Raw genomic sequence first — 12849 nt, 5'->3', positions numbered from 1 at the left:
CCCGTTCTTGAATGGATATAGCTATGAATCAAGTGTTGATTGCAAACCGTGGCGAAAACCGACGCGCAGCGGCGGTTTCTCTACATTGCAGTGCCTGCGCAGCAGGCTGCGGCGATCTCGCTTCCCTGTCGTTGTTTGGTTGCTCGGAGTCTCAGCCATGAAAAAAGTATTGATTGCAAACCGTGGCGAGATCGCCGTCCGCATCATCCGTGCCTGCACGGACCACGGCCTCAAGAGCGTGGCGGTGTATGCCGATGCCGATATCGACGCCCTGCATGTGCGCATGGCCGATGAGGCCTATGCGCTCGAAGGCCAGCGCCCGGCAGAGACCTATCTGGACATCGCCAAGCTGATTGCAGTGGCGCAAAAAAGCGGCGCAGATGCGGTGCACCCGGGCTATGGTTTCCTGTCCGAAAACGCCGCCTTTGCCCGCGCCGTGATCGGTGCCGGCCTGACCTGGGTGGGACCACCGCCTTCGGCCATTGAGCAGCTGGGCGACAAGGTGCAGGCGCGCAAGCTGGCGCTGAGCGTCGGGGCCCCGCTGGTGGCAGGCACGCCCGAGCCGGTCAAGGATGTCTCCGAGGTGCATGCCTTTGCGCGTGACCATGGTCTGCCGATTGCGGTCAAGGCCGCGTTCGGCGGTGGTGGCCGTGGCATCAAGGTGATCTGGAAGGCCGAGGACATCGACGAGCTGTATGGTGCGGCGGTGCGCGAGGCGGTCACCGCCTTTGGCCGTGGCGAATGCTTTGTCGAGCAGTTCCTGGACAAGCCCCGCCACATCGAAGCCCAGGTGATGGCCGACCAGCACGGCAATGTGCGGGTGCTGGGCACGCGCGACTGCTCGCTGCAGCGCCGCAACCAGAAGCTGGTCGAAGAAGCACCAGCGCCATTCCTGACCGATGCGCAGCGCGAGCGCATCCACCAATCGGCCCGCGAGATCTGCCAGGCTGCGGGCTACGTGGGTGCCGGCACGGTGGAATACCTGCTGAGCCAAAGCGGCGCGATCTCGTTCCTGGAGGTCAACACCCGCTTGCAGGTGGAGCACCCGGTGACCGAAGAGACCACCGGTACCGACCTGGTGCGCCTGCAGTTCCGCGTGGCCGAAGGCGAAGTGCTGGCCGACACCACGGTGCCTGCACCCCACGGCCATGCCTTTGAGTTCCGCATCAATGCCGAAGACGTGGGCCGTGGCTTCCTGCCCGCCCCTGGCCTAGTGACCCGCTTCGAAGCCCCATCGGGCCCCGGCGTGCGCGTCGACAGCGGTGTGGAATCCGGCTCGCAAGTGGCGGGCCAGTTCGATTCGATGCTGGCCAAGCTGATCGTCTGGGGCCCCAGCCGCGAAGTGGCCGTGCAACGCGCACGCCGCGCGCTCAAGGAGTTCAAGATCGAAGGCGTGCCTACCGTGCTGCCTTTCCACGAAGCGGTGATGGCGCATGCCGACTTCATCAACGGCGAGCACTTTGGCGTGCACACCCGCTGGATCGAAACCCAGCTGATGCCCCAGTGGGATGCCCAGCCCGAAACCCGTCCCCAGCCTGCCGCCACCGCTGGCCTGCAACGCGTCGCCATTGAGCTCGACGGCCGCCGCGTGATGCTGGGCCTGCCCGCTTCCCTGCTGTCGGGCCTGTCGGCCCCTGGCGCTGCACCAGCGCCTGTGGAAGCGGCCGTGGATGAGAAGGCCGTCACCGCCGCCTCCGCCGGCACCCTCACGACCTGGAAGGTCGCTGATGGCGCCAGCGTGCAGGAGGGCGAGCTGATCGCCGTGATGGAAGCCATGAAGATGGAAATGCAGATCAACGCCCCCCGCGCTGGCCGCATCAGCCTGAAGGTGGACGCAGGCAGCTACCAGGCGGCCGGTGCCGTGATTGCACGGATCGACTAAGCCGCATTTTTACCAATGCAAAGGGCCGCGCAGCCATGGGTTGCGCGGCCCTTTTTTATGCGTTGGGGAGCGCTGCTTTTGGCGACGGCTCCCCATCCGTCTGCCCATCAATCCGGCAGCGCATAGGCCATCAGCGAGTCGCCCATCTTGGTGCCGAACGAGCCATGCCCGCCGGCCATGATGACCACATACTGCTTGCCGCCGATGTCGTAGGTCATGGGGGTGGCCTGGCCGCCCGCTGGCAGGCGTGCCTGCCAGAGCAGATCGCCATTGCTGGCGTTGAAGGCGCGCAGGTAGTTGTCCTGCGTTGCACCGATGAACATCAGATTGCCGCCGGTGGAGATCAGGCCGCCCAGGCCGGGCACACCGGCCTTGATGGGCGGCAGCTGCATCAGCTTGGGGAGGCTGTCGCGGATGGTGCCCACGCGCTTTCTCCACACGACGTCATGGGTGGCGAGATCCACACCAGCGACGGTCATCCATGCGGGTTCCTTGCAGGGCAGGCCCAGCGGTGACAGAAAGGCATTGAGCTCCACGCCATACGGCGTGCCGTACATGGGCTGCACGCCTTGCTCGGTGCCGGCGCCTTTTTCGGTGCGTGGGCGGTTCGGGTCTGCAGGGATCAGGTGCGAGACAAAGGGCAGGCCCAGCGGGTTCATGAACGCGACCTGGCGATCACTGTCCACCGACATGCCGCCCCATTCAAAGATCCCCAGGTTGCCGGGAAACACCAAGGTGCCGTTTTCCGACGGCGGCGTGTAGATGCCCTCGTAGTTCAGGCGGTGGAAGATCACCCGGCACATCAGCTGGTCGAACATGGTGGCGCCCCACATGTTCTTGTCCGTCAGGTTCTCGTGCGGGCCCATGTTCAACGGCGAGAAGGGCTGCGTCGGCGAATAATGCTCACCCTTGGTTTGCGGGCCGCGCTTGACGCTTTGCGGCACCGGTTTTTCGGTCACCGGCAGGATGGCTTCGCCGTTCAGCCGGTTGAGCACAAACAGCTGCCCGGTCTTGGTCAGCACATAGATGGCGGGCACCGTGGTGCCATCGGGGCGCTTGAGGTCGACCAGCGAGGGCTGCGAGGGCACATCCATGTCCCAGAGGTCATGGTGGGTGGTTTGGAAGTTCCAGACCAGCTTGCCGGTGCTGGCATCCAGGGCCAGCATCGAGTTGGCATAGCGCTCTTTCAATTCGGTCCGGTCGCCGCCCCAGATATCGGGCGTTCCCACGCCGGTCGGCACGTAGACGATGTCGGTCTTGGCGTCGTAGGCCAGCGGTGCCCAGGCATTGGGGGAGTTGTGCACAAACTCGCCTTTCTCGCCCGGCATCTGGTTCGGGTCCTCGGCGCCGGTGTCAAACACCCAGCGCAGCGCGCCGGTATTGACGTCATAGCCGCGGATCACGCCCGAGGGCTCTGCGTTGGACAGGTTGTCGGTGATCGAGCCGCCAATCACGATCGTCGAGCCCGTCACCACCGGGGGCGAGGTGGGGTTGTAGCCGCCACGGTAGGGGAACGGCATATTGGCCTGCAGGTCGACCTGGCCCTGGTTGCCAAAGTCGCTGCAAGGCTTGCCGGTGTCCGGGTTCACCGCGAACAGGCGCCCATCGTTCACCGGCAGGATCACTTTGCGGGGGCACTCGGCAGAGGCCTGGGTCAGGTTCTTTTGCACGCTGGCGCTATTGCCCTCGACGTTGGCGCTGTCGTAGTAGGACACGCCTCGGCAGGTCAGATGCTGGAAAGTGCGGTCGGCTTTGAGCTGGGGGTCAAAACGCCAGAGGCGCTTGCCGGTTGCGGGGTCGAGCGCGTCGAGGAACTGGTGCGTGGTGCAGATGAACATGCGGTTGCCCACCTTGATAGGGGTGAGCTCCGCCGTGGTTTCGCCCGAGTCGTCATCGCCCTTGAAGTCGCCGGTCTGGTACTTCCAGGCCAGCTGGAGCTTGCTCACATTGCCATCGTTGATCTGCGCCAGCGGCGAGTAGCGCACACCCGCCTGGGTGCGGCCATAAGCGGGCCAGTCGGCATCGGCCACGCCGGCGACCGGCGTCTTCTGCGCCGATGGCGCGCGCGCCAGGCTGCCATTGACTTCTTGCGGATCATTGAACCAGCTCGTGCCCAGCACGGCGAGCACCGCCACAAGGCCGAGCGAGAGCAGCGATTTCGCGCCCGCGCTTTGGCCCAGCCGCCGGCTCGCCCAGGGCAGCAGCAGCCACAGGCCCAGCACAAACCAGATATCCAGTCGCGGCGTCAGCGCCCAGAAATCGGTCCCCGACTCCCAGATGCCCCATGCGATGGTGGCAAGCAGCAGCACGGCATAGAGCCACAGGCTAGCTACGCGATCGCGCGCATACCACCAGGTGATGACGACCATCACCAGGCCTGCGACCAGGTAGTAGGCCGAGCCCCCCAGTGCGATCAGCCACCCCCCGCCCGCCACCAGAAACAAGGTCACCAGGACCAGGATCGCTACGGTGATGTTTCTAGCGATGGGTTTGCCATGCGATTGCGTCATTGCTTCCACTTTCAGGCCATCGGGCCCAAGGTTGAACGGAAGACTTCTACCCATTGGAGCAGTCGCTAAACGTTCTCGTCTCTGGGCCGCTGAATTGGATGAGTCGGCAACCATTGCAGCACCAGACGATGGCAGTGTCTGTCAGCCAAATACGGTGTTTTCCTCGCAGCAGCTGAAAAGCCCGGGCACCCGAATAGGCGCCGTCTTGCTTTTGATGTGCGCAGCAGCCATCAGCGGCCGGCCAGGGTGGTGCGCCAGGATTTCCAGGCAGGCACATGGACGTCTATGACAATGCGGTGCATGTCCTCCGACCTCGAACCCTTCAATATCTATCTCCAGCGCTGGGGTGCAAGCGCTGCTGGCAAGCCCGTGGTCACGGCGACCAGTGATCTTCTGCCGGTCAGCCTGAGCGGGTCACAAGCAGGCCTGCCGGCGATGATCAAGGTGGCGCGAGATGTTGACGAACGCATCGGCGGCCAGGTGCTGCAATGGTGGGGTGGCCATGGCGCGGCGCGGGTCTATGCCTGTGATCCAGCGTCAGGCGCGCTGCTGATGGAGCGTGCCATGGGCTCCCAGGATTTGCTGCGCATGGCCTTGGCAGGCGAGGATGATGCTGCGACGGCCTGCATCTGCCACACCCTGGCCCAGCTGCATTCCCACCGCGCATCGGACCCCCCTGAACATCTGCTGCCGCTGGCGGATTTTTTCAGGTCGCTGGCGCCGATGGCGCAGCGGGAAGGGGGGCTGATGGCCGACTGCGCCATGGTCGCCCAGGCGCTCTTGCTAGATCAGCGTGAGCAGGTCGTTTTGCATGGCGATGCGCACCACCGCAATATTCTTGATTTCGGGCAGCGCGGATGGCTGGCGATAGATCCCAAGCGCGTCAGCGGTGAACGCTATTACGACTATGTGAATGTGCTGTGCAACCCGGAGCTGCCAAGCTGCACCGACCCGCTGCGCTTTGCGCGCCAGTTGGCGGTCATTGTCGAGGTGGCGGGACTGGAGCGCCAGCGCCTGCTCCGATGGGTGATGGCCCACGCCGCTTTATCTGCTGCCTGGTTTTTAGAGGATGGATTGCGCAGCCAGGCCCGCCAGGAGTTGGCCGTGGCGCATCTCGCTCGCCAGGCCTTGGCCTGAGGCTTTCAGGGTGGGCAGCTCGCGCCTCACCGCAGTGGCATCGTTGCAGGTGCTGAAGCTGCTGCGCAGCTGTCCAGGCAAGCGCCGTGATGGTGTGGGGTGGCAGGCCATCCCTTCGGGCACCGCCCGAATGCCAACCAGAATGCCAGCCCTATTCCCGGTGGCTGCGGACAAACCCATTCAGGGAGTGCCTGCGTTCCTGGATGCATCCCCCGCACCCGTCACCCCTATCTCCGTCACATCGCCCCTGCTGCCCGTCGCCATCTCATGGTAGATGTCGTAGAGGTACTGGGCCAGCTCGCTGGCGGGCAGATCGGCGGGGACGGCCAGTTGCACAGGTGCGCGCTTGCCGTCCTGCCCGACGGCATAGCAGCGCCAGCCGGTGCTGACGGGTTCCAGATCAAGGATGCGGCCAAAGACATTAAAGCGGTATCGGGGCATGGGCAGGCAATGCGGAAAGGGGGTGGTGGCACCAGCCTAACCGAGGCGGCGCAGGCCGTTGCCGTAGCGGGGCTCTTGCGTGTTGCGTGCGGGGCGCGATGAGGCTGTGAACAAGGGCCTAAGGCCGCTCTCCGTCCTGCCTGGCAAACACCCGGCTGAGCTGCTGGCGCTGGATGCGGCGGTGGATGGTGGAGCGGTTGACGCCCAGCAGGCGGGCGGCTTCGGAGACATTGCCCTGGCACTGGGCCAGGACTTGCTCCAGCGTGGCGTTGCGCAAGGCAGGGCCATCCAACGCGGTATCTGCCAATGCGCCATCGCTGACCGTGTCCCGCCCCTGCGCCACAGCGGGGCTGCGCTGCAGCGCATCGGGCAGGTGCTCCAGGTCGATCTGCTGCTCGGCCAGCGCGGCGGCATAGCGCAGCGCATTGTGCAGCTCGCGCAGATTGCCGGGCCAGGGGTGGGCGCGCAGGGCGGCCTGTGCGGCCTCGCTCAGGCGCAGGCTGCAGCCCATGGCGGTGAGCATGTGCTCGGCCAGGGCCGGCAGATCGCTGCGCTCGCGCAAGGCGGGCAGCGGCAGCTCGGCGGCGTTCAGGCGGTAGAGCAGGTCGGCGCGGAACTGGCCGCTGCGGGCCAGCTCGGCCAGTGGCCGGTGCGATGCCGAGATGACCCTGATATCGACCTTGCGCGGCGCACGCGCGCCCAAGGGTGTGATCTCCGACTCGGACAGCACGCGCAGCAGCTTGGCCTGCAGGGCCAGCGGCATGTCGCCGATTTCGTCGAGAAAGAGGCTGCCCTGGTGGGCGGCCTCGATCAGCCCGGTGCGGCCTTTGTGCGCGCCTCCCGTCCAGGTGCCGGGCAGGTAGCCAAACAGCTCGCTCTCGAGCAGCGCCTCGGGGATGGCTGCGCAGTTGATGGCGACAAAGGCACCGCTGCGGCCGCTGGCCGCATGCAGCGCGCGGGCCAGAAACTCCTTGCCGCTGCCGGTCTCGCCCTGCAGCAGCACCGGCAGGTCCTGCGGCGCCAGCCGCGCGGCCTTGTGCAGCACCCGGCCCATGGCGGCATCGCCGGTGTTCAGCGCCTGCAGCGGCGCTGGCAATGTGGGGCGCGGGATGGGCTGCGCGCTGCTGCGCGGCTGGGGCGGCAGCGCATGGGCAAACCAGATGCTGCCGTCGCGGGCGCGCAGGATACGCTCTTGCGCGGGGCGGTTGCGCATCAGCTGTGGCAGGGCCTGCAGGTCGGTGTCAAAAAAGCGGCCCAGGGGCTGGCCGGTCAGCAGCGGGTGCTGGCGCCAGTTTAGCCCGGCAATGGCGGCCAGCATGCGGCTGGCGGCATGGGTCATGGCGCGGATACGGCCGCGCGCATCGATGCTGAGGGCGGCGTCAGCATCGACATCCAGAAAGTCTGGCGACTGCGCCAGGCGCAGCACCCAGTCGCTACCCGATTGGGCCATCAGGTTGGCCAGCTCCACCCGGCGCACGGCGGCGGTGACCAGGTGCAGCGCCATCTGCTGGCTGGCGCGGGCGGCGGGCGAGCGCAGCAAGGACAGATCCAGCACCGCAGCGAGCTGGCCTTGCAGGTCGTAGATGGGCGCGGCGGTGCACGACAGGTGCGTGTGGGTGAAGTCGAAATGGTCGCTCTGGTGCACCGTCAGCGCCTCGCCGGTGGCCAGGCAGGTGCCGACGGCCGAGGTGCCGGCGACATCCTCGCGCCACTGCGCGCCCAGGTAGAGGCCGGCGCTGCGCAGGTCGCTGGCGTGGCTGTCATGGCCCAGAAAATCCACCGCCACGCCATGGCGGTCGGCCAGCAGCAGCACATAGTCCAGCCCCTTGAGCTGCTGGTAGAGGCGCTCGAGCCCGCTGCGGGCAATGCGGATCAGCGGCTCGGACTCTTCGCGGTGGGCGCGCAGCTGGCCGGCGGGGACGATATGGGCTTCGCTGGTGCGGCTCGGGTCCAGCCGGTGCTGGTCGATGCAGCGGCGCCAGCTGCCCAGCACGGCCCGGTCGCGCGCCTCCCCCTGCAGCGGGTAGCCCATGCCAAAGGCTTCGAGCTCCTGGACATGGGCGGTATAGCTGTGGATGGGCATGGCGGGTCTCCTGCAATCACCGGGCTGATTCTGTGCCCGCGCCCCGGCGCTGCCAATCAGGCTAACCCGCAACAGATGCTGCAGTGCAAAAGGGCGCATGCAACAGGTGTTGCATCGGCTGCGGCAGTGCCGCTGCCAGCCCGCTGCTGGCAAACCCGCAACGCGCGCCCCTGGTGGAAGGAGGTTGCAGTGCAGCATGGGCGCTTGGCATGGGGCTTGCAAAAACAGCCCAGCTGCGGCCGCTCAGCCGCTGCGATATCCCCAAAAAAAGGAGACAAGCCATGACAACCGCTACCACCGCTGCCCCGAATGCCAGGCCCGCTGAGGCCGGCACCCCCACCGCCCGCGCCCAGGCCCTGCTGGACCAGCTCAACCAGGCGCTGGCCGCCCGCGATTTTGCGGCGGCCAGCCAGCTGTTTGCCCAGGACTGCTTCTGGCGCGACCTGGTACTGCTGACCTGGAACCTCAAGACCTGCGAGGGCCCGGCGCAGGTGGCCGACATGCTGGCCGCGCAGCTCGATGCTGCCGCGCCCCTGGTGCTGCAGCTCGATCCGAAGGAGGAAGTGACCGAGGCCGATGGCGTGCTGAGCGCCTGGCTGGTGGTTGATGCGCGCCACGCGCGGGGCCTGGGCCACCTGCGTGTTCGCGATGGGCGTATCTGGACCTTGCTGACCACGATCCAGGAGCTCAAGGGCTTTGAAGAGGCGCAAGGCCTGCGCCGGCCGATGGGGGCCGAGCACGGCATACGCCGGGGCCGCAAGACCTGGCTAGACCGGCAGCAGGAAGAGGCCGAGACCCTGGGCGAGAGCCGCCAGCCCTATGTGCTGGTGATTGGCGGCGGCCAGGGCGGTATTGCGCTGGGCGCGCGGCTGCGCCAGCTGGGCGTGTCGCACATCGTCATCGACCGGCAGCCGCGCCCGGGAGACCAATGGCGCAACCGCTACAAATCGCTGTGCCTGCACGACCCGGTCTGGTACGACCACCTGCCCTACATCCCCTTTCCCGAGCACTGGCCGGTGTTTGCGCCCAAGGACAAGATTGGCGACTGGCTGGAGATGTACACCCGGGTGATGGAGGTGAACTACTGGTCATCCACCCAATGCCTGGGTGCGCGCTATGACGAGGCGGCCCAGGAGTGGGAAGTGACGGTGGAGCGCGAGGGCCGCCAGATGGTGCTGCGCCCCCAACAGCTGGTGTTTGCCACCGGCATGTCGGGCAAGGCCAACATCCCCCGCATCGAAGGCCAGGAGCGCTTTCGGGGCGAGCAGCAGCACTCGTCGCAGCATTCCGGGCCCGAGGCCTATGCCGGCAAGAAGGTGGTGGTGATCGGCGCCAACAACTCGGCCCACGACATCTGCGCGGCGCTCTGGGAGCATGGCGCCGAGGTGACCATGGTGCAGCGCTCGTCGACGCACATCGTGCGCTCCGATTCGCTGATGGACATTGGCCTGGGCGATCTGTACTCGGAGCGCGCGGTGGCCAGCGGCATGACCACGAAGAAGGCGGATCTGGTCTTTGCCTCGCTGCCCTACCGCATCATGGCCGACTTCCAGGTGCCGCTGTATGAGCGTATCCGCGAGCGCGATGCCGAGTTCTACCGCCAGCTCGAAGCGGCGGGCTTCATGCTGGACTTTGGCGATGACGATTCGGGCCTCTTTATGAAGTACCTGCGCCGCGCCTCGGGCTACTACATCGATGTGGGCGCCTGCGACCTGGTGATCGACGGCAGCATCAAGCTGCAGGCGGGCGAGAACAAGGGCATCAGCCACCTGACCGAGAACGCCGTGGTGCTGAGCGATGGCACCGAGCTGCCCGCCGATCTGGTGGTCTATGCCACCGGCTACGGCTCGATGAATGGCTGGGTGGCCGAGCTCATCAGCCAGGAGGTGGCCGACAAGGTGGGCAAGGTCTGGGGCCTGGGATCGGACACCACCAAGGACCCGGGCCCCTGGGAGGGCGAGCAGCGCAATATGTGGAAGCCCACCCAGCAGCCGCAGCTGTGGTTCCACGGTGGCAACCTGCACCAGTCGCGCCACTATTCGCTGTACCTGGCGCTGCAGCTCAAGGCGCGGCAGGAAGGGCTGGCGACCCCCGTCTATGGCCTGCAGCCGGTGCACCATCTGCGCTGAGGGTGCCTGGGCGGATCGCAGAATGTCAGGAATTGGCACCGGGTGCCAGCTATGGCCGATGGCTGACACCGGCGGGCCGCCCATCAATGCCAGAATCGGGCGATGGTGACACAAGACTCGACGCTCGCCCAGCGGGTGCAACGCAAGCTCAATCCTTTCCGCCCCTTCTACCATGCGGCCGAGCAATGGCTGGCAGCCGATGGCTTGCGCATGAGCGCGGCCATGTCGTTCTACGGCATGCTGAGCCTGGCGCCGTTGCTGCTGCTCTTGGTGGGGGTGCTGGGCTGGTGGCTCGATCGGTCCTATATCGAGAGCAACCTGATCCACCAGGTCGAAGACATCATGGGCTCGCAAGTGGCCGATGTGGTGCGCGGTGCGCTGTCGAGCGCGCAGACCAAGTCGCAGGGCTTGATCGCCTCGGCGATTGGTTTTGTGATGCTGCTGTCGGGCGCGACCGGCGTGTTTGTGGAACTGCAGACTTCGCTCGAGCGCCTGTGGAACCATGGCGAGAAGGTCGACAAGAGCGGCACGCCCTGGTGGTACTCGCTGGTGCAGCGCGTGCGGGGCCTGGGCTATATCCTGGTGCTGGGCTTTTTGATGCTGATATCGCTGGTCCTCACGACGATGCTGAGCATGACCACGCGCTGGGCGGGTGCCGTGCTGCATGTCGAAGCCCCTGGCATGCTGCTGGGCGTCATCAACGAAACAGTGTCCTTCCTGATCACCGTCACCCTGTTTGTCGGCATGATGCGCATCGGCACCGGCACCAAGCCCCGGCTGCGTTTTCTGATTGCCGGCGCTGCGATTGGCGCCTTCCTCTTCACCATTGGCAAGCAGGTGCTGGCCTGGTATCTGTCCACCGCTGCCGTGGTCTCGGCCTATGGCGCGGCCGGCTCGCTGGTGGTGCTGCTGATGTGGATCTATTTCTCGTCGGCCATCCTGCTGTTTGCCGCCAGCTGCGCCCGCGCGCTGAACAGCGCAGACATTGCCTTGCATGGCAAGGGCGGAGGCGGGGCCGAGGAGGACAGTACGCGCCTGCGGCCATCGGCGGGGCAGGCCGCCACCGTGGATTTCCAGATTTAAGAATCCACCGCAGCAACAACAATGCGCCCGAGGGCGCATTGTTTTTTGGGGTGCGGCGCGGCCGTTCTTCAGTGGGCCTGGGCCTTCACATCAAAGCCTTCGGCGCGGGTGTCATGGCGCATGAAGAACACCAGCGCAAAGGCGACGACGGCCAGCGATGCCAGGAACATGACGGCGTAGACATCGTTGCCCATCTTGTCCTTGAGCGTGCCAAAGATCGTGGGGCCGATGTAGCCGCCCAGGTTGCCGATGGAGTTGATCCAGGCGATGCCCGCAGCGGCGGCGGTGCCGCTCAAAAAGGCGGTGGGCAGGGTCCAGAAGGTGGGCAGCGCGCTGAAGATGCCAAAGGCAGCCAGGGTCACCGCCGCCATCTTGGGCACCGGTGCGGCGGTGTTGGCGGCGATCAGCAGGCCGGCCACGATGCAGGCCAGCGGAATCAGCACAAACCATTTGCGCTCCTTCATGCGGTCGGAGCCGCGCGTCCAGAAGATCATCGCGATCGCGCCCACCAGGTAGGGGAAGGCGTTGATAAAGCCCACCTGCACATTGGACAGGCCACCAAAGCCCTTGATGATCTGCGGCAGGAAAAAGCCTAGGCCGTAGAGCGGCACGGTGATGCCCATGTAGACAAAGCCCAGCGCGATCACCTTGGGGTTGAGCAGGGTCTGCTTCCAGGAGATCTTGTGGATGGATTCGCGGTTCTGGCGCTCGGCCGTCAGGGTCTGGGCCAGCCAGGCGCGCTCTTCATCGCTCAGCCACTTGGCATCCTGCGGGCCATCGGGCAGGTAGAACAGCACGACAAAGGTCAGGAAGATGGCGGGCAGCGCCTCCAGAATGAACAGCCACTGCCAGCCGTGCATGCCGCCCATGCCGTCCATATCAAGGATAAAGCCGGAGATGGGCGCGCCGATCACCGTGGAGATAGGAATGGCGAACATGAACCAGCCAACGATGCGCGCCCGGTAGGCGGCCGGGAACCACAGGGTGATGTAGAAGATCACGCCGGGGAAAAAACCCGCCTCGGCAATCCCCAGCAGAAAGCGCACCACATTGAAGCTGGTGGCGCTGTCCACCCAGGCCTGCGCGGCCGACAGCACGCCCCAGCTGAACATGATGCGGGCAATCCATTTGCGCGCGCCAAACTTCTCCAGCGCCAGGTTGCTGGGCACTTCACAGAGAAAGTACGACAGAAAGAAGATACCGGCCGCGCTGCCAAAGACCGCTGCCGAGAACCCCAGGTCCTTGGACATGCTGGCCCCGGCAAAGCCGATATTGACGCGGTCGAGGTAGGCGATGAAGTAGCAGACCATGAGCAGCGGCAAGAGCCGCCAGCTGATCTTGGAGATGGTGCGCTGTTCCAGGGTGTCCATATTTGGTCTCCGATGCTGTTATGGGTAGGACGGGTGGCTAAGGTGCTTCGCTTTTGATAGCTGTATGTTCAGCTTTATCAACGGCTGCTGCGGTATTTTCCATAGCATATGCCATGGATCGCCGCTATTGTGCGCCGCAGCGCCCGCTGCCGCTATTGCGTCGGAGACAGATGCAAAAAGCCCCGCGCAGCGAGGGCTGGCAGGGCATGGAAAC

General features: G+C 65.6%; 8 protein-coding genes. 4 read left to right on the top strand and 4 right to left on the bottom strand.

What is annotated here, in order from left to right; translation table 11 throughout:
- The first annotated feature begins 157 nt into the window (after window positions 1-157).
- Window positions 158-1882: an acetyl/propionyl/methylcrotonyl-CoA carboxylase subunit alpha gene (locus WH303_RS02975; protein WP_339516891.1), complete on the top strand. Its 1725-nt coding sequence runs from the start codon at window positions 158-160 to the stop codon at window positions 1880-1882.
- A gap of 107 nt (window positions 1883-1989) precedes the next feature.
- Here WH303_RS02975 and WH303_RS02970 read toward each other — a convergent pair whose 3' ends face one another.
- Window positions 1990-4392 carry a glucose/quinate/shikimate family membrane-bound PQQ-dependent dehydrogenase gene (locus tag WH303_RS02970; RefSeq protein WP_339516889.1) on the bottom strand — a complete coding sequence of 801 codons (2403 nt, stop codon included), beginning with the start codon at window positions 4390-4392 and terminating at the stop codon, window positions 1990-1992.
- 300 nt (window positions 4393-4692) lie between these two features.
- On the opposite strand from WH303_RS02970, the gene WH303_RS02965 reads away from it, so the two are divergent.
- A complete protein-coding gene (locus WH303_RS02965) occupies window positions 4693-5529 on the top strand; it encodes an aminoglycoside phosphotransferase family protein (protein ID WP_339516887.1) in 837 nt (278 codons plus the stop codon).
- Between the two features lie 180 nt (window positions 5530-5709).
- Here WH303_RS02965 and WH303_RS02960 read toward each other — a convergent pair whose 3' ends face one another.
- Both WH303_RS02960 and WH303_RS02955 read right to left on the bottom strand, forming a co-directional pair.
- Window positions 5710-5970: a DUF7661 family protein gene (locus tag WH303_RS02960; RefSeq protein WP_339516885.1), complete on the bottom strand. Its 261-nt coding sequence runs from the start codon at window positions 5968-5970 to the stop codon at window positions 5710-5712.
- 118 nt (window positions 5971-6088) lie between these two features.
- The gene (locus WH303_RS02955; protein ID WP_339516883.1) at window positions 6089-8053 is read right to left on the bottom strand and encodes a sigma-54-dependent Fis family transcriptional regulator; all 1965 of its coding nucleotides are present in this window, start codon (window positions 8051-8053) and stop codon (window positions 6089-6091) included.
- Between the two features lie 281 nt (window positions 8054-8334).
- Here WH303_RS02955 and WH303_RS02950 point away from each other — a divergent pair, with 281 nt between their 5' ends.
- Window positions 8335-10182, top strand: a complete 1848-nt coding sequence (locus WH303_RS02950; RefSeq protein ID WP_339516881.1) for a flavin-containing monooxygenase — start codon at window positions 8335-8337, stop codon at window positions 10180-10182.
- A 102-nt stretch (window positions 10183-10284) separates the two neighbouring features.
- Complete coding sequence (locus tag WH303_RS02945) at window positions 10285-11265, top strand: YihY/virulence factor BrkB family protein (protein WP_339516879.1); 981 nt, start codon at window positions 10285-10287, stop codon at window positions 11263-11265.
- A gap of 68 nt (window positions 11266-11333) precedes the next feature.
- On the opposite strand, the gene WH303_RS02940 is transcribed toward WH303_RS02945, so the two are convergent.
- Window positions 11334-12635: an MFS transporter gene (locus tag WH303_RS02940; RefSeq protein WP_339516877.1), complete on the bottom strand. Its 1302-nt coding sequence runs from the start codon at window positions 12633-12635 to the stop codon at window positions 11334-11336.
- Between the last annotated feature and the right edge of the window lie 214 nt (window positions 12636-12849).

Origin of the sequence: Comamonas sp. MYb69, assembly GCF_037479315.1 — a bacterium.
In the GTDB taxonomy this organism is placed as follows: domain Bacteria; phylum Pseudomonadota; class Gammaproteobacteria; order Burkholderiales; family Burkholderiaceae_C; genus Comamonas.
The sequence above is the reverse complement of the archived record's forward strand: the minus strand, read 5'-3'. Positions and strand labels throughout refer to the sequence as shown.